Origin of the sequence: Burkholderia sp. AU16482, assembly GCF_002223285.1 — a bacterium.
GTDB classification, from domain to species: Bacteria; Pseudomonadota; Gammaproteobacteria; order Burkholderiales; family Burkholderiaceae; genus Burkholderia; species Burkholderia semiarida.
This window is the reverse complement of the sequence record NZ_NKEY01000003.1, coordinates 1,125,739-1,150,639: the sequence shown is the minus strand read 5'-3', so window position 1 is coordinate 1,150,639 and position 24,901 is coordinate 1,125,739. Positions and strand designations below refer to the sequence as shown.

At 67.4% G+C, this 24,901-nt stretch carries 27 protein-coding genes; 11 read left to right on the top strand and 16 right to left on the bottom strand.

Features of this window, described 5'->3' with window-relative positions:
* Positions 1-121 precede the first annotated feature (121 nt).
* From CFB35_RS07930 to CFB35_RS07910, 5 genes are all read right to left on the bottom strand, one after another.
* Positions 122-1,048, bottom strand: coding sequence for a CysB family HTH-type transcriptional regulator (locus CFB35_RS07930; protein WP_034186954.1), 927 nt, complete (start codon positions 1,046-1,048; stop codon positions 122-124).
* A 75-nt stretch (positions 1,049-1,123) separates the two neighbouring features.
* A complete protein-coding gene (locus tag CFB35_RS07925; protein WP_059584139.1) occupies positions 1,124-2,182 on the bottom strand; it encodes a sulfate/molybdate ABC transporter ATP-binding protein in 1,059 nt (352 codons plus the stop codon).
* A gap of 13 nt (positions 2,183-2,195) precedes the next feature.
* Entirely contained in the window at positions 2,196-3,131 is a 936-nt protein-coding gene (gene cysW, locus CFB35_RS07920) for a sulfate ABC transporter permease subunit CysW (protein WP_059584141.1), read from the bottom strand.
* The gene (gene cysT, locus CFB35_RS07915; protein WP_046545642.1) at positions 3,128-4,021 is read right to left on the bottom strand and encodes a sulfate ABC transporter permease subunit CysT; all 894 of its coding nucleotides are present in this window, start codon (positions 4,019-4,021) and stop codon (positions 3,128-3,130) included. Before cysT ends, cysW begins: the two co-directional genes overlap by 4 nt.
* A 136-nt stretch (positions 4,022-4,157) precedes the next feature.
* Positions 4,158-5,195 carry a sulfate ABC transporter substrate-binding protein gene (locus CFB35_RS07910; protein ID WP_059584143.1) on the bottom strand — a complete coding sequence of 346 codons (1,038 nt, stop codon included), beginning with the start codon at positions 5,193-5,195 and terminating at the stop codon, positions 4,158-4,160.
* A 264-nt stretch (positions 5,196-5,459) separates the two neighbouring features.
* Between CFB35_RS07910 and lexA the strand changes: the two genes are divergently transcribed.
* Genes lexA through CFB35_RS07890 form a run of 3 tightly spaced genes read left to right on the top strand, consistent with a single transcriptional unit; the run spans position 5,460 to position 7,217 of the window.
* A complete protein-coding gene (gene lexA, locus CFB35_RS07900) occupies positions 5,460-6,107 on the top strand; it encodes a transcriptional repressor LexA (protein WP_006476077.1) in 648 nt (215 codons plus the stop codon).
* Positions 6,108-6,132: 25 nt separating this feature from the next.
* Entirely contained in the window at positions 6,133-6,468 is a 336-nt protein-coding gene (locus CFB35_RS07895; protein WP_006476078.1) for a hypothetical protein, read from the top strand.
* 29 nt (positions 6,469-6,497) lie between these two features.
* Positions 6,498-7,217, top strand: coding sequence for a DUF2939 domain-containing protein (locus CFB35_RS07890; protein WP_059584144.1), 720 nt, complete (start codon positions 6,498-6,500; stop codon positions 7,215-7,217).
* A gap of 87 nt (positions 7,218-7,304) precedes the next feature.
* Here CFB35_RS07890 and CFB35_RS07885 read toward each other — a convergent pair whose 3' ends face one another.
* Positions 7,305-7,802, bottom strand: a complete 498-nt coding sequence (locus tag CFB35_RS07885) for a universal stress protein (RefSeq protein ID WP_059584146.1) — start codon at positions 7,800-7,802, stop codon at positions 7,305-7,307.
* A 330-nt stretch (positions 7,803-8,132) separates the two neighbouring features.
* On the opposite strand from CFB35_RS07885, the gene nodI reads away from it, so the two are divergent.
* Positions 8,133-9,047 (top strand): nodulation factor ABC transporter ATP-binding protein NodI, encoded by a 915-nt coding sequence (gene nodI / locus CFB35_RS07880; RefSeq protein ID WP_059584147.1) that lies wholly within the window; start codon positions 8,133-8,135, stop codon positions 9,045-9,047.
* A 6-nt stretch (positions 9,048-9,053) separates the two neighbouring features.
* Positions 9,054-9,887 carry an ABC transporter permease gene (locus CFB35_RS07875; protein WP_059584149.1) on the top strand — a complete coding sequence of 278 codons (834 nt, stop codon included), beginning with the start codon at positions 9,054-9,056 and terminating at the stop codon, positions 9,885-9,887.
* Between the two features lie 51 nt (positions 9,888-9,938).
* On the opposite strand, the gene CFB35_RS07870 is transcribed toward CFB35_RS07875, so the two are convergent.
* The 4 genes from CFB35_RS07870 to CFB35_RS07855 form a co-directional block, all read right to left on the bottom strand.
* Positions 9,939-10,361: a hypothetical protein gene (locus tag CFB35_RS07870; RefSeq protein ID WP_059584150.1), complete on the bottom strand. Its 423-nt coding sequence runs from the start codon at positions 10,359-10,361 to the stop codon at positions 9,939-9,941.
* Positions 10,362-10,461: 100 nt separating this feature from the next.
* Positions 10,462-11,520, bottom strand: coding sequence for a permease (locus CFB35_RS07865; RefSeq protein ID WP_059584152.1), 1,059 nt, complete (start codon positions 11,518-11,520; stop codon positions 10,462-10,464).
* Positions 11,517-12,647, bottom strand: coding sequence for a tRNA 2-selenouridine(34) synthase MnmH (gene mnmH / locus CFB35_RS07860; protein WP_059584154.1), 1,131 nt, complete (start codon positions 12,645-12,647; stop codon positions 11,517-11,519). Before mnmH ends, CFB35_RS07865 begins: the two co-directional genes overlap by 4 nt.
* Before the next feature lie 64 nt (positions 12,648-12,711).
* Entirely contained in the window at positions 12,712-13,665 is a 954-nt protein-coding gene (locus CFB35_RS07855; RefSeq protein WP_059584155.1) for a LysR substrate-binding domain-containing protein, read from the bottom strand.
* 162 nt (positions 13,666-13,827) lie between these two features.
* Here CFB35_RS07855 and CFB35_RS07850 point away from each other — a divergent pair, with 162 nt between their 5' ends.
* Positions 13,828-15,249, top strand: a complete 1,422-nt coding sequence (locus CFB35_RS07850) for a M20 family metallopeptidase (protein ID WP_089464726.1) — start codon at positions 13,828-13,830, stop codon at positions 15,247-15,249.
* A gap of 35 nt (positions 15,250-15,284) precedes the next feature.
* Entirely contained in the window at positions 15,285-16,571 is a 1,287-nt protein-coding gene (locus CFB35_RS07845; RefSeq protein WP_059584158.1) for an MFS transporter, read from the top strand.
* A gap of 87 nt (positions 16,572-16,658) precedes the next feature.
* On the opposite strand, the gene CFB35_RS07840 is transcribed toward CFB35_RS07845, so the two are convergent.
* A complete protein-coding gene (locus tag CFB35_RS07840; protein WP_089464725.1) occupies positions 16,659-17,711 on the bottom strand; it encodes an NADP(H)-dependent aldo-keto reductase in 1,053 nt (350 codons plus the stop codon).
* Between the two features lie 155 nt (positions 17,712-17,866).
* Positions 17,867-18,304: a PaaI family thioesterase gene (locus tag CFB35_RS07835; RefSeq protein ID WP_006484216.1), complete on the bottom strand. Its 438-nt coding sequence runs from the start codon at positions 18,302-18,304 to the stop codon at positions 17,867-17,869.
* Positions 18,305-18,491: 187 nt separating this feature from the next.
* Between CFB35_RS07835 and CFB35_RS07830 the strand changes: the two genes are divergently transcribed.
* Complete coding sequence (locus CFB35_RS07830) at positions 18,492-18,980, top strand: helix-turn-helix domain-containing protein (protein WP_089464724.1); 489 nt, start codon at positions 18,492-18,494, stop codon at positions 18,978-18,980.
* 332 nt (positions 18,981-19,312) lie between these two features.
* Positions 19,313-19,936, top strand: coding sequence for a phospholipase D family protein (locus CFB35_RS07825; RefSeq protein WP_059638683.1), 624 nt, complete (start codon positions 19,313-19,315; stop codon positions 19,934-19,936).
* Between the two features lie 153 nt (positions 19,937-20,089).
* On the opposite strand, the gene CFB35_RS07820 is transcribed toward CFB35_RS07825, so the two are convergent.
* Positions 20,090-20,317 (bottom strand): hypothetical protein, encoded by a 228-nt coding sequence (locus CFB35_RS07820; protein WP_089464723.1) that lies wholly within the window; start codon positions 20,315-20,317, stop codon positions 20,090-20,092.
* 259 nt (positions 20,318-20,576) lie between these two features.
* Between CFB35_RS07820 and CFB35_RS07815 the strand changes: the two genes are divergently transcribed.
* A complete protein-coding gene (locus tag CFB35_RS07815; protein WP_059584166.1) occupies positions 20,577-21,548 on the top strand; it encodes a diguanylate cyclase in 972 nt (323 codons plus the stop codon).
* A gap of 81 nt (positions 21,549-21,629) precedes the next feature.
* Here the strand turns inward: CFB35_RS07815 and CFB35_RS07810 are convergent, their stop codons facing one another.
* From CFB35_RS07810 to CFB35_RS07795, 3 genes are all read right to left on the bottom strand, one after another.
* On the bottom strand, positions 21,630-22,103 hold the full coding sequence (locus tag CFB35_RS07810; protein ID WP_059584167.1) for a VOC family protein: 474 nt from the start codon (positions 22,101-22,103) through the stop codon (positions 21,630-21,632).
* Positions 22,104-22,266: 163 nt separating this feature from the next.
* Positions 22,267-22,809 carry a hypothetical protein gene (locus CFB35_RS07805; protein ID WP_059584169.1) on the bottom strand — a complete coding sequence of 181 codons (543 nt, stop codon included), beginning with the start codon at positions 22,807-22,809 and terminating at the stop codon, positions 22,267-22,269.
* A 392-nt stretch (positions 22,810-23,201) separates the two neighbouring features.
* Entirely contained in the window at positions 23,202-23,510 is a 309-nt protein-coding gene (locus CFB35_RS07795; protein ID WP_059584348.1) for a hypothetical protein, read from the bottom strand.
* A 190-nt stretch (positions 23,511-23,700) separates the two neighbouring features.
* Between CFB35_RS07795 and CFB35_RS07790 the strand changes: the two genes are divergently transcribed.
* Positions 23,701-24,444 (top strand): DUF695 domain-containing protein, encoded by a 744-nt coding sequence (locus CFB35_RS07790; RefSeq protein WP_059584173.1) that lies wholly within the window; start codon positions 23,701-23,703, stop codon positions 24,442-24,444.
* The last annotated feature ends 457 nt before the right edge of the window (positions 24,445-24,901 follow it).

Here is a 24,901-nt window from a genome sequence, read left to right as displayed (position 1 = left end):
CGGCCGAGGCTTCGATCGTGACGGCGCCTCCCCCTGCCGCCGCCCGGTGCGTCGGACGGCAAGGTAAGCGTGTCGCGCGGCATCCGCGGCATCCGCCCGGACGGCGCGCGACGCGCAATGGTCAAACGGCTTCGCGCAACAGCCCGGCGATTTCCGCTTCGTTCAGGTGCGGCGCGAACATTTCGATCAGCCGGTACGCATACGCGCGCAGGAATGCGCCCTTGCGCAGCCCGACCCGTGTCGTGCTCGCCTCGAACAGGTGCTGCGTATCGAGCGCGACGAGCCCCGTGTCGCGCTGCGGATCGTAGGCCATCGCCGCGACCACGCCGATCCCCATCCCGAGCTCGACGTAGGTCTTGATCACGTCCGCGTCGATCGCGGTCAGCACGACGTCGGGTACGGCGCCCGCCTGCGTGAATGCCTGGTCGATGTGCGAGCGGCCCGTGAAATCCTGGTCGTACGTGATGATCGGGTACTCGGCGATTTCCTCGAGCGTCAGGTTCTCGCGGCCGACGAGCGGGTGGCCTTTCGGCACGACGACCGTGTGGTGCCACGAATAGCACGGGAACGTGACGATGTCCGGATAGCGGTCGAGCGCCTCGGTCGAGATGCCGAGATCGGCCTCGCCGTTCAGGATCATCTGCGCGATCTGCTGCGGGCTGCCCTGGCGCAGCGCGAGATGCACCTTCGGAAACACCTCGGTGAACTGCCGGATCACCTTCGGCAGCGCGTAGCGCGCCTGCGTGTGCGTCGTCGCGACGACGAGGTGGCCGCTGTCCTGATCGGCGAACTGGCGCGCGACGCGCCGCAGGTTCTCGGCGTCGAGCAGCATTCGCTCGATCAGCTGGTGCACGGCCTTGCCGGGCTCCGTGAGCCCCGTCAGCCGCTTGCCGCGCCGAATGAAGATGTCGACGCCCAGTTCATCCTCCAGATCCTTGATCTGTTTCGACACGCCCGACTGCGACGTGTACAGCACGTTCGCGACTTCGGTCAGGTTCATGTTCTGGCGCACCGCTTCGCGCACGAACCGCAATTGCTGAAAATTCATGGGTATGCCTCTTAGGCTGTCGTTGTTTGATTGTCGAATCGGAGCGAATCCCGCCCTTTGCCCCACATTGCCTCGTCAACGCGCGGGAAATACCCGCACGGCACGCGGCACGGCCGTCGCGCCGTCGCCGACCTGCAGCGAGAGCGCCCGCCAGGCGTCGCGGTCGAGTTCCGCCTCGAGCGCGCCGCCCGCGCGTGCCTCCAGCTCCACGCGCACCGAACCGCCGAGCGGAATCACGCGCCGCACGTCCACCGCGATGCCGTCGCGGTGCCCTTCGCCCGCCGGCCACAGCTGCAGATCGTGCGGCCGCACGTACGCATTCGCGGGGCCCGCGAAATCGGCGTCGACCTCGATCGGCGCAGCCGCGCCGTCGGCGACGAAGCCGCGCCCGGCGACCGTGCCCGGCAGCCGGTTCGCCGCGCCGAGAAACTCGTACACGAACGCGCTTTGCGGATGATCGTAGACGTCCTGCGGGCTGCCGACCTGCTCGACGTGGCCGCGGTTCAGCACGACGATGCGATCGGCCACCTCGAGCGCCTCCTCCTGATCGTGTGTGACGAAGATCGTCGAGATGTGCAAGTCGTCGTGCAGGCGACGCAGCCAGCCGCGCAGTTCCTTGCGGACCTTCGCGTCGAGCGCGCCGAACGGTTCGTCGAGCAGCAGCACCTTCGGCTCGACCGCGAGCGCGCGGGCGAGCGCGATGCGCTGGCGCTGGCCGCCCGACAGCTCGGACGGGTAACGCTGCGCGAGCCAGTCGAGCTGCACGAGCTTGAGCAACTCGTGCACCTTCTCGCGAATCGCGGCTTCCGACGGCCGCTCGCGGCGCGGCTTCACGCGCAGCCCGAACGCGACGTTCTCGAACACGGTCATGTGGCGGAACAGCGCGTAGTGCTGGAACACGAAGCCGACCTGGCGGTCGCGCGCGCCGACCGACGCGACGTCGAGCCCCTGCAGCACGACCTGGCCGGCGTCCGCGTGCTCGAGGCCCGCGATCACGCGCAGCAGCGTGGTCTTGCCGCAGCCGGACGGCCCGAGCAGCGCGACCAGTTCGCCGGGCGGGAAGTCGAGCGATACGTTGTCGAGCGCCGTGAAATCGCCGAAGCGCTTCTGAAGGTTACGGACGGTGATACCCATTCTGGTTGCCTCTTTACGATTTCGACGAAACGGCGCCGACAGGGCCGGCATGTGCGGGAACGGCGTCGGCCAGTTCGGCGGCGAGATGACGCTCGGCGATCAGCTTCAGCGCGAGCGTGACGAGCGCGAGCAGCGCCAGCACCGACGCCACCGCGAACGCCGCCGCGAAGTTGTATTCGTTGTACAGGATCTCCACGTGCAGCGGCATCGTGTCGGTCACGCCGCGGATGTGGCCGGACACGACCGACACCGCGCCGAACTCGCCCATCGCGCGCGCATTGCACAGGATCACGCCGTACAGCAGGCCCCATTTCACGTTCGGCAGCGTCACGCGGCGGAAGATCTGCCAGCCCGATGCACCGAGCACGCGCGCCGCTTCTTCCTCGTCGGTGCCTTGCGCCTGCATCAGCGGAATCAGCTCGCGCGCGACGAACGGGAACGTGACGAAGATCGTCGCGAGCACGATGCCCGGCACCGCGAAGATGATCTGCACGTCGTGATCCTGCAGCCACGGCCCGAACCAGCCCTGCGCGCCGAACAGCAGCACGTACACGAGGCCGGAGATCACCGGCGACACCGAGAACGGCAGGTCGATCAGCGTCGTCAGCAGCGCCTTGCCGCGGAATTCGAACTTCGCGATCGCCCACGATGCGCACACGCCGAACACGAGGTTCAGCGGTACCGCGATCACGGCGACGGTCAGTGTCAGCTTGATCGCCGACCACGCATCGGGATCGGCCAGCGATTCGAGATAGAAGCCGACGCCCTTGCGCAGCGCCTCGACGAACACCGCGGCGAGCGGCACGACGAGGAAGAACGCGAGGAACGCGAGCGCGATGCCCGTGAGCAGCCAGCGCACGACGCGCGACTCGCTGACGGGGTCGAGCCGCTTCGTGGCGCGCACGGCGGACGACGGGGTTTTCAGCACGACGGTGGCCTCCTGGCTCATTGCTGGCCTCCTGCCGCGACGGCGTTGACGGTGGCGGGCGCCGGACCGCTCGCGCCCTTGCTCGTCCTGCGCTGCAGATACCACTGCAGCGTGTTGATCAGCAGCAGCATCAGGAACGACACCACCAGCATCACGACCGCCAGCGCGGTCGCGCCCGCGTAGTCGTACTGTTCGAGCTTCGTGATGATCAGGAGCGACGTGATCTCGGATTTCATCGGCACGTTGCCGGCGATGAAGATCACCGATCCGTATTCGCCGAGCGCGCGCGCGAACGCGAGCGCGAAACCGGTGAGCAGCGCCGGCAGCACGGCCGGCAGCACGACGCGGCGGAAGGTCAGCCAGCGCGACGCGCCGAGGCACGCGGCGGCTTCTTCCTGCTCCCGCTCGAAATCCTCGAGCACCGGCTGCACGGTGCGCACGACGAACGGCAGCCCGATGAAGGTCAGCGCGACCAGCACGCCGGCCGGCGTGAACGCGATCTTGATGCCGAGCGGCGCGAGATACTGGCCGACCCAGCCGTTGGTCGCGTAGACGGCCGCGAGCGAGATGCCGGCCACCGAGGTCGGCAGCGCGAACGGCAGGTCGACGACCGCATCGACGAGGCGCTTGAACGGGAACGTGTAGCGCACCAGCACCCACGCGACGAGAAAGCCGAACACGGCGTTGATCAGCGCGCCGCCGAGCGCGGCCGAGAACGTCAGCCGGTACGACGCGAGCACGCGCGGCGACGTGACGGCGGTGACGAACTGGTCCCACGACAGCGTCGCGGTCTTCAGGAACGTGGCGGCGAGCGGAATCAGCACCACGAGGCTCAAATAGGCCACCGTGATGCCGAGTGTCACGCCGAAGCCGGGCAGCGCGCTCGGCTTGCGAAAGGTATACGTCGTCATCGGATGCGCTTGCTGGGTCGATGCTGCTCACGGGTCCGACGCAAACGCCGGCGCAGTGCATCGCGCCGGCGGCCCGTCGGGGATGCGGCGCGCTGTCGTGGCGCGCCGCTTGGTCGTTATGGTGTGACTGCGTGCGTTACTGCGGCTTGTAGATCGAATCGAACACGCCGCCGTCCGCGAAATGCGTCTTCTGTGCATTCGTCCAGCCGCCGAACGTGTCGTCGACCGTGTACAGCTTCAGCTTCGGGAACTGCCTGGTCAGTTCAGCCGGCACGTTCTTCGAGCGCGGCCGGTAGTAGTTGCGCGCCGCGATTTCCTGGCCCTGCGGGCTGTACAGGTAATTCAGGTACGCCTCCGCCAGCTTGCGCGTGCCCTTCTTGTCGACCACCTTGTCGACCACCGCGACAGGCGGCTCGGCCAGGATGCTCACCGACGGCACGACGATCTCGAACTTGTCGGTGCCGAATTCCTTGACCGACAGGAACGCCTCGTTCTCCCATGCGATCAGCACGTCGCCGATCCCGCGCTGCACGAAGCTCGTCGTCGCGCCCCGCGCGCCGGAATCGAGCACGCCCGCGTTCTTGTAGAGCTTCGTGACGAATTCCTTCGCCGTCTGCTCGTTGCCGCCCGGCTTGTGCAGCGCGTACGCCCATGCGGCCAGGTAGTTCCAGCGCGCGCCGCCCGACGTCTTCGGGTTCGGCGTGACGATCGAGATGCCCGGCTTGGTCAGGTCGTCCCAGTCCTTGATCCCCTTCGGATTGCCCTTGCGCACGAGGAACACGATCGTCGACGTGTACGGCGACGCGTTGTCGGGCAGGCGCTTCTGCCAATCCTTGTTCACGAGCCCCTTGTTCGCGAGCGCGTCGATGTCGTACGCCAGCGCCAGCGTGACGACGTCGGCCTGCAGGCCGTCGAGCACCGAGCGCGCCTGCGCACCCGAACCGCCGTGCGACTGCTTGAAGTTGACGGTTTCGCCCGTCTTCGCCTTCCACTCCTTGCCGAACGCCTGGTTGAAATCCTGATACAGCTCGCGCGTCGGGTCGTACGACACATTCAGGAAAGTCGTATCGGCCTGCGCATGCGTCGCGACGCCCAGCGCCGCCGCCGCGCCCAGCGCGAATGTTGCGATCAGGCGGCCCACTCCGCCCACCAGCCCCGTGTTGCGCTTGCCCATCCTTGGTTCTCCAGTGTTGTCGGTATTGCGATGTCGGGCCAGTCTATCGAACGGGTTACATGATTAAAAATAATCCTTCCTCATTTTTTAATACTCAAAAGTGCTAACGCATACGGGACGGACGGTTGCGGCGGACAAACCGGCGTCCGGGCGTCGCGAAATCACGCCGGAATCGACGCAATCGCGTCGAACCTCAAGTAACACTTGAAATTCACGAAGTACTGTATAAAAATACAGCTCACTGTCTATCCATACAGTTGAGCCATGACCAAACTCACCGCCCGTCAGCAGCAAGTGTTCGACTTGATCCGCCGCGCGATCGAGCGCTCCGGATTCCCGCCCACCCGTGCCGAGATCGCGGCCGAACTGGGCTTCAGCTCGCCGAATGCGGCCGAGGAGCACCTGCGTGCGCTGGCGCGCAAGGGCGTGATCGAGCTGGCCGCGGGCGCATCGCGCGGCATCCGGCTGCTCGGCATCGACGACGCCCCGCATCAGTTCACGCTGCCGCACGCCGGCCTGATGCAACTGTCGCTGCCGCTCGTCGGCCGCGTCGCGGCCGGTAGCCCGATCCTTGCGCAGGAGCACATCTCGCAGCACTACGCGTGCGATCCCGCGCTGTTCACCAGCAAGCCCGACTACCTGCTGAAGGTACGCGGGCTGTCGATGCGCGACGCCGGCATTCTCGACGGCGACCTCCTCGCCGTGCAGAAGCGCACGGAAGCGAAGGACGGCCAGATCATCGTCGCGCGCCTGGGCGACGACGTCACGGTCAAGCGCCTGATGCGCCGGCCCGGCGGCCTCGAGCTGATCGCGGAGAACCCGGATTACGAAAACATCTTCGTCAAGGCCGGCAGCGCGGATTTCGCGCTGGAAGGCATCGCCGTCGGGCTGATCCGCTCGGGCGAACTCTGACATTCCGTCTCGCTAGGAGAACATCATGGAACGCCTTGCCCGCCTGCTGCCTTTCCGTCAATTCGGTCGCCTGCGTCATCTGCGCGGCCGCACGCCCTGCGCTCCGCTGTCCGCGGCGGCGCCCGTGCAAGAAGAAGTCGCAGTCGAACGGCAGGCGTCCCTGCTGCCGTCAGCGCTCCCCGCGTTCGCGCGCGTATCGCTGAACGCTGGCCTGAATCACGCGGAACCCGCGCGTCGCGCGCCGGTGCGCGTCTATCACGGTCGTTCGCGCCTGATCATGGTGGGCACGATCGACGCCGTTTGCCGGATGATCGATCGCTGCATCGCGGAGGAACGATCGGCCACGCCGGGCGGTCTCTGATTGCGGAACCTTCCCGCACCGGAGGCAACGTGACTGGTTCGTCGCGCCGTGCATGGCGACTCAAGCCCCTGTTGATCGTCGCGCTCGTCGTCGCTGTTATTGCGGCGCTCGGCTATGGGTACGCGTCGCCGTATGTCGCGCTCGGCCGCCTGAAATCGGCGATCGATGCGCGCGACGCGCAGGCGATCAGCGAATATGTGGACTTTCCGTCGCTGCGCATCAGCCTGAAGCAGCAGGTCACGGAAGAATTGATGCGCCGCGTCGACGCCGTAAAAAAGGACAATCCGTTCGCGGTGATCGGCGCGTTGATCGGGTCCGCGCTGATCGGCCCGCTCGTCGATGCGTACGCGACCCCGGAAGGCGTCGCCGCGCTGATGAGTGGATTGCCGCCGCGCGGCAATCCGGGCGAGCGTCCGCCTGACTGGTCGAATCAGCCGCCGGCGGGCAATGCGCCCGGCAACACGCCTGCCGCGCCACCCGCCCATCCGGCGCCGGCAAGTAACGGCGTACCGGGCGGCACCGCGGCCGCTTCGGCGGCATCGTCGCCGGCCCCCGCGCCGGCCGCACCGGCCAGCCCGAGCGAAGCAACGCAAGCGCCGCGCCAGCAACAAACCAGCGCGGGCTACCGAAATATCGATGAATTCGTCGTCACGTATCAGCGCGGCGCCGACGGCACGCGCTATGCGGCGATCTTTCACCGCTTCGGGCTGTTCTCGTGGAAATTGTCCGGGATCGACCTGCATGCATAGCAGGCCGCGCTGGACGCCCGCTCCGCCGATCCAGCGCGATGCCTGACCGGCATGCATCGCCAGTCAGGTCGTCATCCAGTCTTTAGATCATTGGCCGGTCGCCATGGCCGCCTCGCGCTCGCGCGCGATTTCGGCCTTCTGCTCTTCCGCCGACGAACACGCCACCAGAATGCTGCAGTTCACGCGATCGAGCAGTTGCGTATTGCCCGAGCCCATCCACCATCTCGACAATCCGCTGCGGCACCGGTGGCCGACGACGACGAGGTCGACCTTCAGCTCCGACGCGAGATTCGCGATTTCGTCGATCGGATAACCGAAGGCGAAATGGCCCTCGGCTTGCACACCGCGCTCGCGCAGCCAGTTCACGCCTTCCTGCAGGATTTCGCGCGCGGTTTCCTCGAAGCGGCCGCATGCGACATCGGTCAGCAAGCCGGCGCTTTGCGCAATGCTCGAACGCATGTCGACGACCGACAGCAAATGCGTTTCCGCCTTCAGGTCCATTGCGAGATTGGCTCCGCAGCGTAGTGCCTTGCGCCCTTCGAGCGTGCCGTCGTAACACAGCAAAATCTTGTTGTAGCTAGCCATGAAGCCTCCCTATCGCGACAACGAGCCGACGCATTCATCATGGTGCGCCGCAATTCAGGACGCAAGGGATGGAAAACGCTGATTCGCCCCGCGTCGCGCGTGCGCGATGATGCGGTGCATGATCGGTGCGCACATGCATCGCACCGGGCGGGCGTGCCCTGAAGCGACGCAGCCGATGCACTAGAATGGCCCATTCGTACACCAGCGAGCCGCGTCGCGCCGGCATCGTGCGCTTCGGTCACGCCCGTGTGACACGGATTCGTGCGATCCGTTCGGAAACCGGCCACGCACGGGGCAGCAGCACACGCCCGCTTACAACGACAAGCGCCCATGTCCGTCGCACCGATCGATTTCCGCAACGTCGAAAAACGCTATGGCGACAAGCTCGTCGTCAACGGCCTGTCCTTCCACGTGAAGGCCGGCGAATGCTATGGCCTGCTCGGCCCGAACGGCGCCGGCAAGACCACGACGCTGAAGATGCTGCTCGGCCTCGCGCATCCCGATGCCGGCACCATTTCGCTGTGCGGCGAACCGGTTCCATCGCGTGCCCGACATGCACGCCAGCGCGTCGGCGTCGTCCCGCAGTTCGACAATCTCGATCCGGACTTCACGGTCCGGGAAAACCTGCTCGTGTTCAGCCGCTATTTCGGGATGTCGGCGCAGGCGGCACGCGCGCTCGTGCCGCCGCTGCTCGAATTCGCGAAGCTCGAGAACAAGGCCGATGCGAAGGTGGGCGAGTTGTCGGGCGGCATGAAGCGTCGCCTCACGCTCGCCCGCGCGCTCGTCAACGATCCCGACGTGCTCGTGCTCGACGAGCCGACGACGGGCCTCGATCCGCAGGCGCGGCATCTGATGTGGGAGCGGCTGCGTTCGCTGCTCGCGCGCGACAAGACGATCCTGATCACCACGCATTTCATGGAAGAAGCCGAGCGTCTGTGCGATCGGCTGTGCGTGATCGAGCAAGGCCGCAAGATCGCCGAAGGCGCGCCGCATGCCCTGATCGCATCGGAGATCGGTTGCGACGTGATCGAGATCTACGGGCCCGATCCGGCCGCGCTGCGCGACGAGTTGTCGGCCTTCGCGAAGCGCACCGAGATCAGCGGCGAGACGCTGTTCTGCTATGTGACCGATCCCGAACCGCTCGGCGCGCGCCTCAAGGGCCGCACAGGATTGCGCTATCTGCATCGCCCCGCCAATCTGGAAGATGTGTTCCTGCGGCTCACCGGCCGCGAGATGCAGGACTGAACGACCATGGACGTCCGCAACTATTCCGCCACCACGCCGTCGGCCCCGCCGCGCGAATCACGCTTCGCGATCGCGATGCCGGCCAATGCAGGCAACTGGGTCGCCGTCTGGCGACGCAACTACCTCGTGTGGCGCAAGCTCGCGCTCGCGTCGATGTTCGGCAATCTTGCCGATCCGATGATCTATCTGTTCGGGCTGGGTTTCGGGCTCGGCCTGATGCTCGGCCATGTCGACGGCGTGTCGTATATCGCATTCCTCGCGGCCGGCACGGTCGGCTCGAGCGTGATGATGTCCGCGAGCTTCGAGTCGATGTATTCGGGTTTCTCGCGGATGCACGTGCAGCGCACGTGGGAAGCGATCATGCATACGCCGCTCGCGCTCGGCGACATCGTGCTCGGCGAAATCGTGTGGGCGGCCAGCAAGGCGATGCTGTCGGGGGGCGCGATCATGCTCGTCGCGGGCGTGCTCGGCTATGCACGCTTTCCGTCGATGCTCGCGGTGCTGCCGGTGATCGCGCTGGCCGGTCTCGCGTTCGCCAGCATCGCGATGATCGTCACGGCGCTCGCGCCATCCTACGATTTCTTCATGTTCTATCAGACGCTCGTGCTGACGCCGATGCTGCTGCTGTCGGGCGTGTTCTTCCCGATCACGCAGTTGCCGCCGATCGCGCGGCATGCGGCGCAGGCGCTGCCGCTTGCGAATGCGGTCGAGCTGATCCGGCCTGCGATGCTCGGCCGGCCGGCGACCGACATCGCGCTGCACGTCGCGGTGCTCGCCGGCTACGCGGTCGGCGGATTCCTGCTGTCCGCGTGGCTGTTCCGGCGGCGGATGATGCGCTGACGGCCGGCGCGTCGGGCACCACGCACCGGCCGCCGGCCAAATGCGACGACGTTACTCGTCGTCGTCGCTCCACGGAATTTCGACGTCGGTCAGGAACGCGACGGTCGCGAGCGGGCCGCCTTCGTGGCGGCCGAGCTTGCCGTCCGCGCGATGCCATTCCACGCGGAACTGCGTGCCCGGATCGTCGGCCACCAGATACACCGTGCGCAGCTCTTCCTTGTCGGCTTCGTCCACCGGGCCGTCGAACGACACCAGCATCTTCTGCGGCCACAGGCCGTTGACGGGATCGTAAATGCGATCGCCCTGCGGAATGTCGATACTGGCCTCGACACCGATCGTGGCGGAGGCCTCGATGATCATCGTGCCGAGTGCGTGCAGCACGGCCGTCGCCCGCGCGGAATTGGCCTGACGAATCGCGAGATCGCCGCGCGTCAGCGCCTTTTCGAGTCGAGGATGAATCTTCGGTTGGGTCATGCGTTTTCCTGTTTGCTTCTTGTAAAGGGCGCCGCACGCATGAAGCGGCGGCGCCGGGTGAATACGACGATGGCGCGCGACGGGCGCGCCGTTGCGCGCGTCAGAACCCGAACGCGATCGCGAGCAAGCCGCTCACGATCCCGAATACGACGACGAGCGTCGCGACGATCGCCAGCATGTACGGCTTGAACGAACGCGCGAGCATCGCGAGCGACGGCACGCTGATCGGCGGCAGCGTCATCAGCAGCGCGGCGGCCGGACCGACGCCCATGCCGAGCGACAGCATGGCCTGGATGATCGGCACCTCGCCGGCCGTCGGAATCACGAACAACATGCCCGCGACCGCGAATGCGACGATCCAGCCGAGCTGATTGCCGATGTCCGGGCCGATATGCGGAAACAGCCACGCGCGCGCGGCGCCGAGCAGCAGCACGAGCACGATGTATTCGGGCACGAGCCGCACGGCCATGCGTGCGAGCAGCTTCATCCAGCGGACGAACGGATTGCCGGCCGCGGCCTGTTCGGCCGCCAGCGCGGCAAGCTGCGCATCGTCGATGCTGCGGTCTTCGGGACGTGCGACGCGATTCAGCAGATAGCCGATCCCGAACACCATCGCGATGCCGAGCACGAGGCGCAGCGCGCTCCAGTGCCAGCCGAGCACGAAGCCCATGAACACCAGCGCCGCCGGGTTCAGCACCGTGTTGCCGAGCCAGAACGCGACCGCGCCGCCCGGCGACGCATGACGCGCACGCAGGCCCGCGACGACCGGCGCCGCGCAGCACGTGCACATCATCCCGGGCAGCGACAGCAGCCCGCCCGCGGCGACGCTGCCGAAACCCGTGCGACCGAGCACGCGCGCCACCCAGTGCGCGGGCAGCAGCGCCTGCACGGCCGAGCCGAGCAGCAGGCCCAGCACCATCGCCTGCCAGATCGCCTTGCCGTATGCCCACGCGTAGTCGAGCGCCGCCTTCAGCGACGGCTCGGGCGCGGCCGCCGACGTGCCCATCAGGATCGACTGGCCGATCGAATGGTGCTCGGCGGCAACGAACGCCTTGTTGTAGTACGGAAACCATTTTACGTAGAACAGTCCCGCGACCGCGATCAGCAGGAAGGTCATCCAGCCGAGGGCCGGGTTGGGTTGGGTGCGTGTGGTCGTCATCGTGTGATGGTCGTCGAGTGGTTTTTATCGATTTCGGATGTCGTGCCGGCCGCAAATGCGGCCGATGCGGGCAGCCCGGCTTGCGCGAGTTCGGCCAGCAGCGTGCGCGCCTGATCGTGCACGTCGGCCGCGTTGGGCCGGAACGTGAACGTCAGCACCCGGTTCGGCTTGTTGTACGTCGCGCGGTAAGTGCGCGCATAGGCGGGATCGTAATGCCTGTCGATCAGTTCCGTGAACAATTCGGCTCGCGCGCCGGCATCGATCAGCCCCTTCCAGCGCGTCACCGCTTCGCGGCTGTGCAGGCCGATCAGCCGATGAAGCTGCGCCTTGAACGCGTCCGGCGCGTCGAACAGATGGGCGTAATCGTCGAGAAGGAACGCGATCCGCTCGTCGTGGGCGGCTTCGACCTGAACCCACGGCCCCGCGTGAAATGCCTCGATCAGCGCGATCGGCAACTGCACGAGCCCGATCCTGCGGCTTTCCGACTCGACGAACACCGGCCATTGGGGGTCGAAGCGTCCGAGCGCCTCGACGAGCCCCGAATCGAAGCCCTTCTGCGCCGGCTGCGGCTTGCCCGGCAGCGCGCCGAGCAGCGAGCCGCGATGACACGCGAGCGCTTCCAGATCGAGCGTCTGCGCGCCCACGTCGCCCAGCGCGTTCAGCAGGCGCGTCTTGCCGCAGCCCGTATGGCCGACGAGCGCGATGTAGCGAAAGCGTGTAGGCAGCGAATCGAGCGTCGCGCACACCGACCGGCGGTACGCCTTGTAGCCGCCGTCGAGCTGGCGCGCCTTCCAGCCGATCAGGTTGAACCAGGTCGTCATCGAGCCCGAACGCTTGCCGCCGCGCCAGCAGTAGATCAGCGGCCGCCAGTTGCGCGGACGGTCCGCGAACGTCGTGTCGAGATGGCGCGCGATGTTGCGCGCCACCATTGCCGCGCCGACGCGCGTCGCCTCGTACGGCGACACCTGCCGGTACATCGTGCCGACGAGCACGCGCTCCTCGTTGCCGAGCACGGGCGCGTTCAGCGCGCCGGGGATATGGTCCTCGGCGAACTCGAGCGGCGTGCGCACGTCGATGATCTCGTCGAACTCGCCGGCGCGATCGAGGGTGACAATCAGGTTCTTCAATTTGGCGTCGAACAGGGGCGATGCGGCTCGAGAAGCCGCATGGGCGCGGAAGGCGGATTGACGATTATCTCACGGGCCGGCGTCCCGGGCCTCGCGCGGCGGTCGGCGGCGACGAAGCGGCCTGCATCGCGTCGATCAGATGGTCGCGGAACGCGCGCACCGACGCGGGCAGATCGCGCCCCGCCATCGTCTGCACCTGGATGCTGCGTTCGCGCAGTTGCGGATTGGTCACGGGCACGACGACGAAGCCGTCCGCCTCGGAGCGGCCGCGCACCGACAACAGCCCCGTGAACATCACCGCGCCCGTGCGCCGCGCGTAGCCGTACATCGCCGCGGTATTGTTGCTCGTCAGCTCGGGCTCGAGCAGCAGCCCGTCGAGCGCGCACGCGATGTCGATCAGCTGCCGCACCGTCGTGCCGGCCTCGGGCAGCACGTGCGCGTACCGGGCGACATCGGCAAGCGACACCGCGTCGCGCGCCGCGAGCGGATGATCGTGCCGGACCAGCGCAAAGACCGGCGCGCGCTCGGTGTGGTCGACGCGCACGCCCTTCTCCGGCGCGAGGCTGAAGGTCAATGCGATGTCCGCATCGCCGTCGCGCACGCGCCGGGTCGCGTCCGCCGGCGACACGACCCACACGATGAAATCGACGCCCGGGTGGCGCGCCTTGAAGCTCGCGAGCACGCCGGGCAGGAAATCGATCGCGAACCCTTCCGAGCACGCGATCTTCAGCAGGCTGCCGTGCAGCGCGTCGAGCCCGCCGATGTCCTTCATCACGTGCTCGGCCTCCAGCAGGCTGCGCTGCGCGAACGCCAGCAACCGCTCTCCCGCCTCCGACAACGCCATCCCGCGCGGCCGCCGCTCGAACAGCGGCGCGCCGAGCCCGCTCTCCAGCTTCGCGATCTGGCGGCTGATTGCCGATACGGCCACGTGCAGCCGCGCGGACGCGTCGCTGATCGACCCGGTACGCGCCACCTCGACGAAATATCGCAATGCCAGGCCATGCAGGAAAGCCGCCATCGTTCTGTCTCCGCGCCGCATCCGGCCGCGCTGCTTTGCCTTTTCGGCAAAGAAAGGTTCGAAATTCGATCATTGTGACAAAAAAACCGGCTTTCTAGAATCGATCGCACTTCACGCTGCCTGCGCGCCCGCGCACGGCGAACCCGACCGAGGAGACCCGACTTGAGCCGTACCGCCGCCATCCAGCACGCGCTGAACCAGTTCGAATCCGGTGCGTTCTTCACGACCCTGAGCCGCCGCGTCGGCCTGCGCACCGAAAGCCAGGAAAGCGGCAGCGAAGCCGCGCTGCGCGCCTATCTGACCGACGAAATCGCGCCCGAGGCTGCACGCCTCGGCTTCACGTCGCGGATCGTCGACAACCCCGTCGCTGGCGGCGGGCCGTTCCTGCTCGCGTCGCGCCACGAAGACGACGCGCTGCCGACCGTGCTGATCTACGGCCACGGCGACGTCGTGCGCGGCTACGACGCGCAGTGGCGCACGCCGCTGTCGCCGTGGACGCTGACGGCCGACGGCGACCGCTGGTACGGCCGCGGCAGCGCCGACAACAAGGGCCAGCACACGATCAACCTGGCCGCGCTGGCGAGCGTGCTCGAAGCACGCGGCGGCCGGCTCGGCTTCAACGCGAAGCTGCTGATCGAGATGGGCGAGGAAACCGGGTCGCCGGGCCTCGACGCGCTGTGCCGCCAGGAGCGCGACGCGCTCGCGGCCGACGTGCTGATCGCGTCCGACGGCCCGCGCATTGCCGCCGCGCGCCCGACGGTATTTCTCGGCTCGCGCGGCTCGGTCAACTTCAAGCTGAGCCTGCGCGCCCGCGACGGCGCGCATCACTCGGGCAACTGGGGCGGACTGCTGCGCAACCCGGCGATCGTGCTCGCGCATGCGCTCGCGAGCCTCGTCGACGCGCGCGGCGCGATTCGCGTCGACGGGTTGCGCCCGCCGCCGATCCCGGCCGCGGTGCGCGACGCGCTTGCCGATCTTTCCGTCGGCGGCGGCCCCGGCGACCCGGCGCTCGACGCCGACTGGGGCGAGCCCGGCCTGTCCGCGGCCGAGCGCGTGTTCGGCTGGAACACGTTCGAGATCCTCGCGTTCAAGGCCGGCAATCCGGAGCATCCCGTCAACGCGATCCCGCCCGCCGCGTACGCGCACTGCCAGTTGCGCTTCGTCGTCGGCACCGACTGGGAAGCGGTGCAAGCACACCTGCGCGCGCATCTCGATGCGCACGGCTTCGCCGACATCGAGATCGACGTCGAACGCGGCGCACCGGCGACGCGCGTGCCGCCGGACGATCCGTGGGTCCGCTGGGCCGTCGCGTCGCTCGCGCGCACCACCGGCAAGAAGCCCGCGATCCTGCCGAATCTCGGCGGCACGCTGCCGAACGAGGTGTTTGCCGACACGCTCGGGCTGCCGACGCTGTGGGTGCCGCACTCGTACCCGGCGTGCTCGCAGCACGCGCCCGACGAGCACCTGCTCGCGAGCGTCGTCAGCGAGGGGCTGCAGATGATGGCCGGCCTCTTCTGGGATCTCGGCGAGAACGCGCCGCCCGTTCGCCGCGCGGCATCCGCCGCGGCCGGCGCCGCCCTGTAACGCGCTTCGCCCCTTTCACGGGACCTGCACACACGATGAATACGACCACCCTGACCTCACAGGACGCCGCGCGCCCCAGCGCCGCGCAAATCCGGCGCATCATCTTCGCGGCGTCGATCGGCAACGCGCTCGAATGGTTCGACCTGATCGTCTACGGCTTCTTCGCGGTGACGATCGCCAAGCTGTTCTTCCCGGCCACGAGCGAAGCGACGTCGCTGATGCTGACGCTCGGCACGTTCGGGCTGTCCTACCTGATCCGGCCGATCGGCGGCTTCGTGCTCGGCGCGTACGCGGATCGCGCGGGCCGCAAGGCGTCGCTGCTGCTGTCGATCGCGATGATGATGGCCGGCACGCTGCTGATCGCGCTGATGCCGACCTACGCATCGATCGGCATTCTCGCGCCGCTCGGGATCATGCTGTCGCGGCTGATGCAGGGCTTTTCCGCCGGCGGCGAATTCGCGAGTTCGACCGCATTTCTCGTCGAGCACGCGCCGCAGCGGCGCGGCTTCATGTCGAGCTGGCAGTTCGCGAGCCAGGGCCTCGCGACGTTGCTCGCGTCGGGCTTCGGCGCGCTGCTGACGGCCACGCTGACCTCCGCGCAACTCGAAAGCTGGGGCTGGCGCGTGCCGTTCCTGTTCGGGCTGGCGATCGGCCCGGTCGGGCTGTACATCCGCCGCTACGTCGACGAAGGCGTCGAATTCAAGACGCAGGCACGCTCCGAGGCGCCGGTGCGCGAGCTGTTCGCGGGCCAGAAGGTGCGGCTGCTGCTGTCGATCGGCGTGCTCGTGATCTCGACCGCGATCAACTACATGATCCTGTACATGCCGACCTATGCGATCAAGCAGCTCGGGCTGCCGGCATCGACCGGCTTCGCGGCGACGCTCGCGACCGGCTTCGTGCTCACGCTCGTCACGCCGGTCGTCGGCCATCTGTCCGACCGCACCGGGCGGATCCGCATGATGGCGGTCGCGGCCGTGCTGATGCTCGTGACCGTGTGGCCGACGTTCGCATGGCTCACGCGCCACGCGTCGTTCGCGACGATGCTCGCCGCACTGGTCTGGATCGGCGCGCTGAAGGCGATGTACTGCGGCGCGCTGCCGGCACTGATGGCCGAACTGTTCCCGTCGCAGACGCGCGCCACCGGGCTCGCCGTCAGCTACAACACCGGCGTCACGCTGTTCGGCGGCTTCGCGCCGTTCGTCATCACCTGGCTGATCAGCGCGACCGGCAACCGGCTGTCGCCGGCGCTCTATCTGATCGGATGTGCGCTGCTGAGCCTCGCCGCGCTGTTCGTCGCACGCACGCGGCTGAAGATGCGCTGACGCGAGCAACGACGGCGCGGCGCGGCGCCGTCGAAACCGCCCGATGCGGCCCGTCGCGGCATCGCTGCCGCGCGGGCCGCGCGCCGCTTACGGCGCCGGATTCGGCTGCCGTTCGTGCAACGCGTCGATCTCGGCGAGGATCTCGTCGGACAGCGTCACGTCGATGCTGCCGATGTTCTCCTTCAACTGCTCGAGCGACGTCGCGCCGACCAGGTTGCTGCGCACGAACGGGCGGCTGTTGACGAACGCGAGCGCCAGTTGCGCGGGCGACAGCCCGTGACGTCGCGCGAGCGCGACGTAGCGCGACGTCGCCTCGACGGCCTGCGGCTTGCTGTAGCGCTGGAAACGCTCGAACAGCGTGATGCGTGCGCCGGCCGGACGCGCGCCGTTCTCGTACTTGCCGGACAGCCAGCCGAACGCGAGCGGCGAATACGCGAGCAGACCGACGCCGTCGCGATGCGTAAACTCCGACAGCCCGTTCTCGAACGTGCGGTTCAGCAGGCTGTACGGATTCTGGATGCTGGCGATGCGCGGCAGCCCGAGCCTTTCGGCCGCGCGCAGGAACTGCGCGACACCCCACGGCGTTTCGTTCGACACGCCGATCGCGCGCACCTTGCCGGCCTTCACGAATTCCGCGAGCACGCCGAGCGTTTCCTCGATCGGCACGGTGTGCGCGTCGTCGACCCACGGATACGCGGGCCGGCCGAACGTGGTCGTGCTGCGATCGGGCCAATGCAACTGGTAGAGATCGACGTAGTCGGTCTGCAAGCGCTTGAGGCTGCCGTCGAGCGCTTCGGTCAGGTTCTTGCGGTCGAACTGGTTGCCCTCGCCGCGAATATGGCGTGGATTGTGCGGCTGCCGCGCCGGCCCCGCGATCTTCGTCGCGAGCACGATGCGATCGCGCTGCGCGCGATGCCGCGCGATCCAGGTGCCGATGTATTGTTCGGTGCGGCCTTGCGTGTCGGGCTTCGGCGGCACCGGATACATCTCCGCGGCGTCGATCAGCGTCACGCCCTGCCCGAGCGCGTAGTCGATCTGCTCGTGCGCGTCGCGCTCCGAATTCTGCTCGCCCCACGTCATCGTGCCGAGACCGATCAGGCTGACCTCGATACCCGAATCGCCGAGTGTGCGGTATTCCATGCTGTTCCTGTCGCGTCGGTGGAAAGCAGGAACGCTATCACATTGGAGCGACTGCTTCAGACCGGCGCGGCACATGCTTACAAGCGGCCTGCGGTGCCGCCCGGCACGCTCCTGCGCTCCTTCGCCCGCTCCGTCAAGCGTGAGGCCGCCCCACGTTACTGCGGCCGCTGGATGAAGCAGGTCGCCGACGCATGCGCGACGATCTTGTCGTCCGGCGTCTTCAGCGTGCCCTCCGCGACGCCCAGCGAACGCGACAGGTGAATCACCCGCCCTTCCGCGATCAGATCGACGTCGCGCGGCACGGGCCGCAGCATCTTCACGTGCAGATCGACGGTGCCGTAACCGACACCCGCGTCGAGCATCGAATGCACCGCGCACCCGGTGACCGAATCGAGCACCGTCGCGGCGAACCCGCCGTGCACGCCGCCCAGCGGATTCAGGTGCCGGCCGTCCGCCCGCGCCGAGAACTTCACGTAACCGAGCTCGACGTCGAGCGGACGCATCGGGATCGTCTCGGAAATCGACGCGAGGGGCGCGTCGCCCGACACGGCGGCACGCAGCAGATCGAGGCCAGACAGGGAAAGCGGATTCATCGGGTTGTCTCCGGGTTGAAAGCGCGTCGCCGCGCGAGTAAGTTCTAAATTGGAACTCATTATTGTCAACGACGCCGGCCGTTGTCAACGCGGCTGCGCCCGTTGCGACCGAAGGCGGGTTCTATAATCGAACCCGCTATTTCGCTGAACCGCCGCAAGACCGCCGCAAGAGGCAAGAGACTCGACGATGAAATGGGATGACATCGGCACGCTGAACTGTTCGGTCGCCCGCACGCTCGCCGTGCTGGGCGACCGCTGGACCATGCTGATCCTGCGCAACGCCTTCCTCGGCTGCCGCCGCTTCGATGCGTTCCAGGCCCAGCTCGGCCTGACGCGCCACGTGCTGGCCGAACGGCTCGCGCGGCTCGTCGACGAAGGCGTGCTCGTCAAGCGCGCGTATCAGGAACGCCCGCCGCGCTTCGAATACCGGCTGACGGAAAAGGGCCTCGACCTCTACCCGGCCCTGCTCGCGCTGATGGCGTGGGGCGATCGCTGGAAGGACGATGGCCACGGTCCGCCGGTGCAATTGCGCCACCGGGCCTGCGGGCAGCTGATGCACGCGGTCACCGTGTGCTCGGCCTGCGGCGAACCGCTCGACGCTCGCGACGTGCAGCCCGAGCCCGGGCCCGGCTGGATCGCGCCCGACGAAGCCGGGGCGCGTGCAGCGGCGGATTGACGATGCGTTGCGTGCGGATGCCCGAGCGGCATGCCCGCCAGACGTACGCCTGAGCCGCGGGCCGCATTGATTGGGCGCCCGTCCGACCGGGCGCGCGCATTGCTCGCACGCGCGTGCTCTGCAACGGTACACGCAAAACGCACACAATCGTCGGGCCTACTCCTGTCCGTTGATTGCCGATCGCACACGGACCGCACAACGCAACTTTGCGTCACCCTTCTCCACCCCTACCGATCATCGTGTGGCCCGTCGCTTCGCATCCGTACGTGACCGGGCCGCCACGCGTGCGTTACACTCACGGCCCGCTGTCTCGAAATCATTCGCTGTCCAACATGTTGTCGCGCAATCGCCTCGCTGCCGCCTGTCTCGCCGCTTCCCTGCTCGCCACACCCTTCGCCGCCTTCGGCAAGACGCAAAGCGAATCGCTGCTTCAGCAGGCGATCGATCTCGTGTCGCGATGGTTGCCGGCTCCGACTCATGAAGCCCCCGCGACGCAGGTCGTCGAATCGGCCTTCTCGCCCGACGGCGGCGCCGAGGCGCTCGTGCTGAAAGCGATCGGCGCGGCGCGCAGTTCGATCCGGGTCGCCGCCTACTCGTTCACGTCGCCGCCCGTCACGCGTGCACTGCTTGCCGCCAAGCGCCGCGGCGTCAATGTCGCGGTGGTCGTCGACGACAAGGGCAACCGCGCAAAGAGCAGCAAGCAGGCACTGAACCTGCTCATCAACGCGGGCATCCCGACACGCACGATCGACACCTATGCGATCCATCACGACAAGTACCTCGTGATCGACGCCGAGCACGTCGAAACAGGCTCGTTCAACTACAGTGCGTCGGCGGCCAGCCGCAATTCCGAGAACGTCGTCGTGGTTTGGAACAATCCGCAACTCGCGTCGCGCTACCTCACGCACTGGCAAAGCCGCTTCGATCAGGGCACGCCGTACCGCTCCAGCTACTGACGCGCCGCACGCCCTTTCGCCCGGCGGCGCTCGTCCGCTCGCGTTCCCGCCACCGTGGTGCAGATGATCGGCGAGCGCGGCGCGATGTTCAATTCGGCCGAATGGCCAGTGCACCGCCGCGCGAAGTGCCCGTCACGCGCGATGCCGCCATGCTCAATGGATCTCCGGCGCCCGGCCGGTCGCGACGCCGGCATGCGCGCTCGACGCACAGCGATTCGCGTGCCCGTCCGCACCGCTTGCCGAATCCGCCGACAAGCCGTGGGCGCCCATCGGCAGCGCGCTGCGCACGCAACCGGTACTGAACGTCAGTGTGTTCTGAACCAGCGGGTAAAGGAAATACAGCGCGAACGCGAGATAGCCCGCGTACAGGATTCGAACCATGGTGCGATGGGATGAACGATTGGACTTGTCCTGTTTACGGCGCGGCGACGCGCGCCTTGAGGTTATCGCCTGTCCGATTCCGCATCGGGGCGAAACCCGGGCCGGTGACACGCGCCTTTCACGGCATCGACACCGAATCTCATGAACCCGGTCAGCGCCGTGGCGGAACATGCAGCGTGGCGATGCATCGACGAATGCGCGATACTGTTCCGCGTACGACCCATCACCGGCCCGACGGCCGGGACAAGAGGCAACGCTCATGCAAATCGCACCGAAATCGGCCGACGAGGCGGCCCGGCTCGATACGCTTCATTCGCTTTCGATCCTCGATACGCCGCCCGAAGAGCGTTTCGACCGCCTGACGCGCCTCGCGCGGCGGCTGTTCGACGTCCCGATCGCCCTCGTCAGCCTCGTCGACGAGAATCGCCAGTGGTTCAAAAGTCATCCGGGCCTCGACGCCGCGCAGACGCCGCGCGACGTGTCGTTCTGCGCACACGCACTGCTCGCGCCCGATACGATGGTGATCCAGGACGCACTGAACGACGACCGATTCCACGACAATCCGCTCGTCACCGGCGCGCCCGGCATCCGCTTCTACGCCGGCCGGCCGCTCGCCGCACCGGACGGCGCGCCCATCGGCACGTTGTGCCTGATCGACACGCGGCCCCGCTCGCTCGAACCCGACGAACTCGCGCTGCTGGGCGATCTCGCCCACATGACCGAGCGCGAGATCGCCGCGCTGCATTTCGCGACCACCGACGAACTCACGCAACTGACGAACCGGCGCGGCTTCGAGCTTCTCGCCCGCCACGTGCTGAGGCTGTGCGATCGCGTCGGCCGTCATGCCGTGCTGCTGTTCTTCGACCTGAACGATTTCAAGGCGATCAACGATCGCTTCGGCCATGCCGAAGGCGACCGCGCGCTCAAGGCGTTCGCCGAAACGTTGACGGGCGCGCTGCGCGACAGCGACGTCATCGCACGGCTCGGCGGCGACGAGTTCGTCGTGCTGTTGAGCGCCACCGATCCGGCCGACGTCGCCGAGCCCGTCGAGCGCGTCACGCAGGCGCTCGCGCAGCGCAACGCCGCCGACGCACGCGGCTACGCGATCCGGTTCAGCGTCGGGCACGTTGCCTACGATCCCGCACACCATCGCACCGTCGCCGACCTGCTGGCATCGGCCGATCGCCGGATGTACGAACACAAGCAGCACGGCAAGACGGCCGGCGCATGACCGCGAACGCGCCACGCGGGCCGCGGCGAGATCGCGCCGCCGCGCAGCGCGCTCGCCCACGGTCGTTCGACGCGGGCCGGTTCAACTGCCGCAAGGCGGCGCGCTGGCCATGGCATCCGCGATCTGCTCGGGTGTCAGATCGCGCTGATGCGTCGCCAGCGACCAGCGATGCCCGAACGGATCCTCGACCTGCCCGTAACGATCGCCCCAGAACATGTCCGCGGCCGGAATCGTGACCGTCGCGCCGGCTGCCACCGCCTTCGCGATCGCCGCATCGGTGTCCGGCACGTACAGATGCAGGCAGACGGGCGTGCCTTTCAGCGCCTTCGGCCCCAGCGCACCGTGCTCGGGCATTTCATCCACCAGCATCAGCGTCGAATCCCCGATCGCGAGGCACGCATGCGCGAGCCGGCCGTCGGGCATCGCGAGGCGGAATCGTTCGGTCGCGTCGAATGCGCGCTTGTAGAAATCGATGGCTGCGGTCGCGCCCGCACAGATCAGATGCGGGGTCAGCGTGCGCATCCCTTCCGGGATCGGCTTGACGGACGTGGGCATGGTGTCGCTCCTTCAGTCGGTTGTCGTATCGAAAATCGGGACGGACGCGCGTTGCGCACGCCTCCGATGCTACGACGGACGACTCCGGCGAAAATCGACATGGCGCCCGGGATTTTTTTGTTTGCTCGTGTGACAGGGGCGCGGGACAACGCGGCTTCGGGCGTCATCGGCCCGTTCGCTCGGCCTGCTCGTCCGGCAGGCCGAACTGACGACGGCAGGCTTCAAGCAACCCGGCCACCGCGCCGAGCGGAAAATCGGCAAACCGGGCGATCGGCAGCATCACGCCACCCGGCACCTTCGTGCGCGACGAATGCGCGGAGAACTGGTAGCCGATGTAATGATTCCCGGCGACGCTGACGATCCGGAATTCGGTGACGTCCCGCCACGGCGTGACGGGTTTTTCGCGCGCGGCGCCGATCAGCCGGAAGCCCGTCTCGTCGATCTGCAGCGCGAGCTTGCGCCGCGACGACACGAACAACGCCGCACTAGCCAGCCCAAGCAACGCGGCCAGCGCCGCCACCGGCCAGAGCGCCGGCGCGGCCACGTAACCGCACAGGCTCGCCGCGGCCAGCCCCGCACACACGATCGCCCTGCTTTTCAGGCTTCGGCTGTCGACTGCCAGCGTGACCGGCAACGCGCCGATGAACGTTTCCGCGTCGGGATCGACGCGCCGGCCGGAATCCGTTGGTTTCTGCTCGTCGATCATTGCACGCCCGCTCGTGCCGACGGCCGCCGGCCCATCGACGCGGCCGGCATGTGAGGATTCCGATACCGATGGCGCGGATCACGCGCCGCGGCGCCGACATCGGTCAATTGCATACGTTGACGGTACCGCTGGTCGTGCATTGACCGGTGGCCCGGTGAGTCTGCTCCGCCAACCGAGGCGCGAGGCCCATGCCGCGATCCGGCGCGGCCGCCGACGACGAGGCAGGATCGGTCGTCGACGCGGTCTCCGGCGACGGTTGCACGGGCGCCGGCCCGGACGCGGTCTGGCAGGCGGCAAGCGCCAGACACAGCGCGAATGCCGACGGGACGATGGAAAATCTGGACAGGGTCATGGACGCGCTCGCTCGATTCGTTTGGGGTAACGGCCCGCAGTCAGATCTGCGGCAGATCGCGCAACGTGCGCGACTCGCTCGTTGCATCGATGTCGAGCTCGATGCCTTCCGACGCATCGCGATACAGCACGCGTTTCAGCCTGGGCCCGATCGCGGTGGTATCCGATGCCGAGAAGATCGCGCGGACATCGTTACCGGACGCAAGCGCACGCGCCACGTCCGCCACCGGGGCTTCGCGCGGCGTCTCCGCCCACGAGCGATCGGCCGGGTTCACGGCCGCCCAGCGCACGTGCGTCACGCGCGCGCTGAGCGGATCGATCCGCACACCATTCACCGCAAACGTAGACATCGGCATCTCCTTTGAATTTTTGCGGCCTGCCGCCTGCACGCGGCAAGCGGCAAGCTGCTGACAACCGGATCTCGCGACCATGGCCCGCACGTGCCGGCGATCATGCGCGCTTGCCCGGCCAACGCGATTTTCGATGATACATTGGGACGCTTTGCAACCGTCAACAGACAATCGTGTACGGGAGAAACACATGAGCGACGCCTGGGGAACCTTCCCTGCCAGAATGGGCGACCATCAGGCTTTCATCAGCTTCAACCATGGCTTTGCGGAAATCGCCGAAGGCGATCCGCGCACGTCGCTGCTGAGCGTGCGCGTCCCGTTCGCGCGCCCGTCGCCCGAAGGCCTGCCGACCGGCGACGAATTCGCCGATCTCGCGAAGATCGAGGATCTGCTCGACGCGGCGATCATCGCAAAAGGCGGCGTGCAGGTCGGCCGCATCACCGTCGACGGCAACCGGGATTTTCTTTTCTACGTGCCGTTCGACGAGGAGGCAGCCGCGGAGATCGTCGATTCGCTGGCCGACCAGACGACCTATGCACTTCAGTACGCGCATCAGGACGACCCGGACAAGGCCACTTACTGGCAGACGCTCTACCCGACCGACGACGACTGGCAGATCATGCGCGACATGCGCACGCTGGATGCGCTGCGGCAGCAAGGCGATGTCCCCGACGTGAGCCGGCGCGTGATGCACTGGGCGTACTTCCCCGACCCGAGCGACGCGCACCAGTTCGCGGACTGGGCCGAAGCGAAAGGCTATCCGGTCGAATCGGTCGCGCCGACCGAAGACGGCAAGTCGGCCGTGCGGTTTTCGCACGAAGGCACGATGGCGCTCGCCGACATCACGCGCCATACGATCGCGCTCAATCGCGAGGTACGCGCGCTCGGCGGAAACTACGACGGATGGGAAACCAGCGTCGAACAGGCGGGGTGAGCGAAGCGCCATGCCCGTGGCGCGCGATGTGACGTCACGCCATCCGACGCAAAAAACATCCCGGCAGCGATGTTGCCCGCCGCCGGGATCAAGGCATCGCCGGCAAAAACCGGCGATGGGCCTGAGGGTTCGCTCAGGCACGAGGAAAGCGATTCGTACGGATCAGGCGAACGGATGTGGGGACGCGAACGAATGCCGTCGCGCAGCCCGCCGGACGCCTGTCCGGTTCCGCCGACGCAGCCTTCCGGCGTCGGGGGGCAAAAAGCCCCCGCTCCTGCGCGAGCGAGCGGGGAAACGGTTGACCGGGCCGGGGAAGAACGGTCAACCGGTCAAATTGTGATCGCGGGTCACGCGACGGTCTGTGCGGCAACTCACCCTTTGGTGACAATGTGACGATAACCGGCATGCTCGCGTGCCGACGAATACCTTCATGGTTCAAGCGCGACGCATTGCTTGT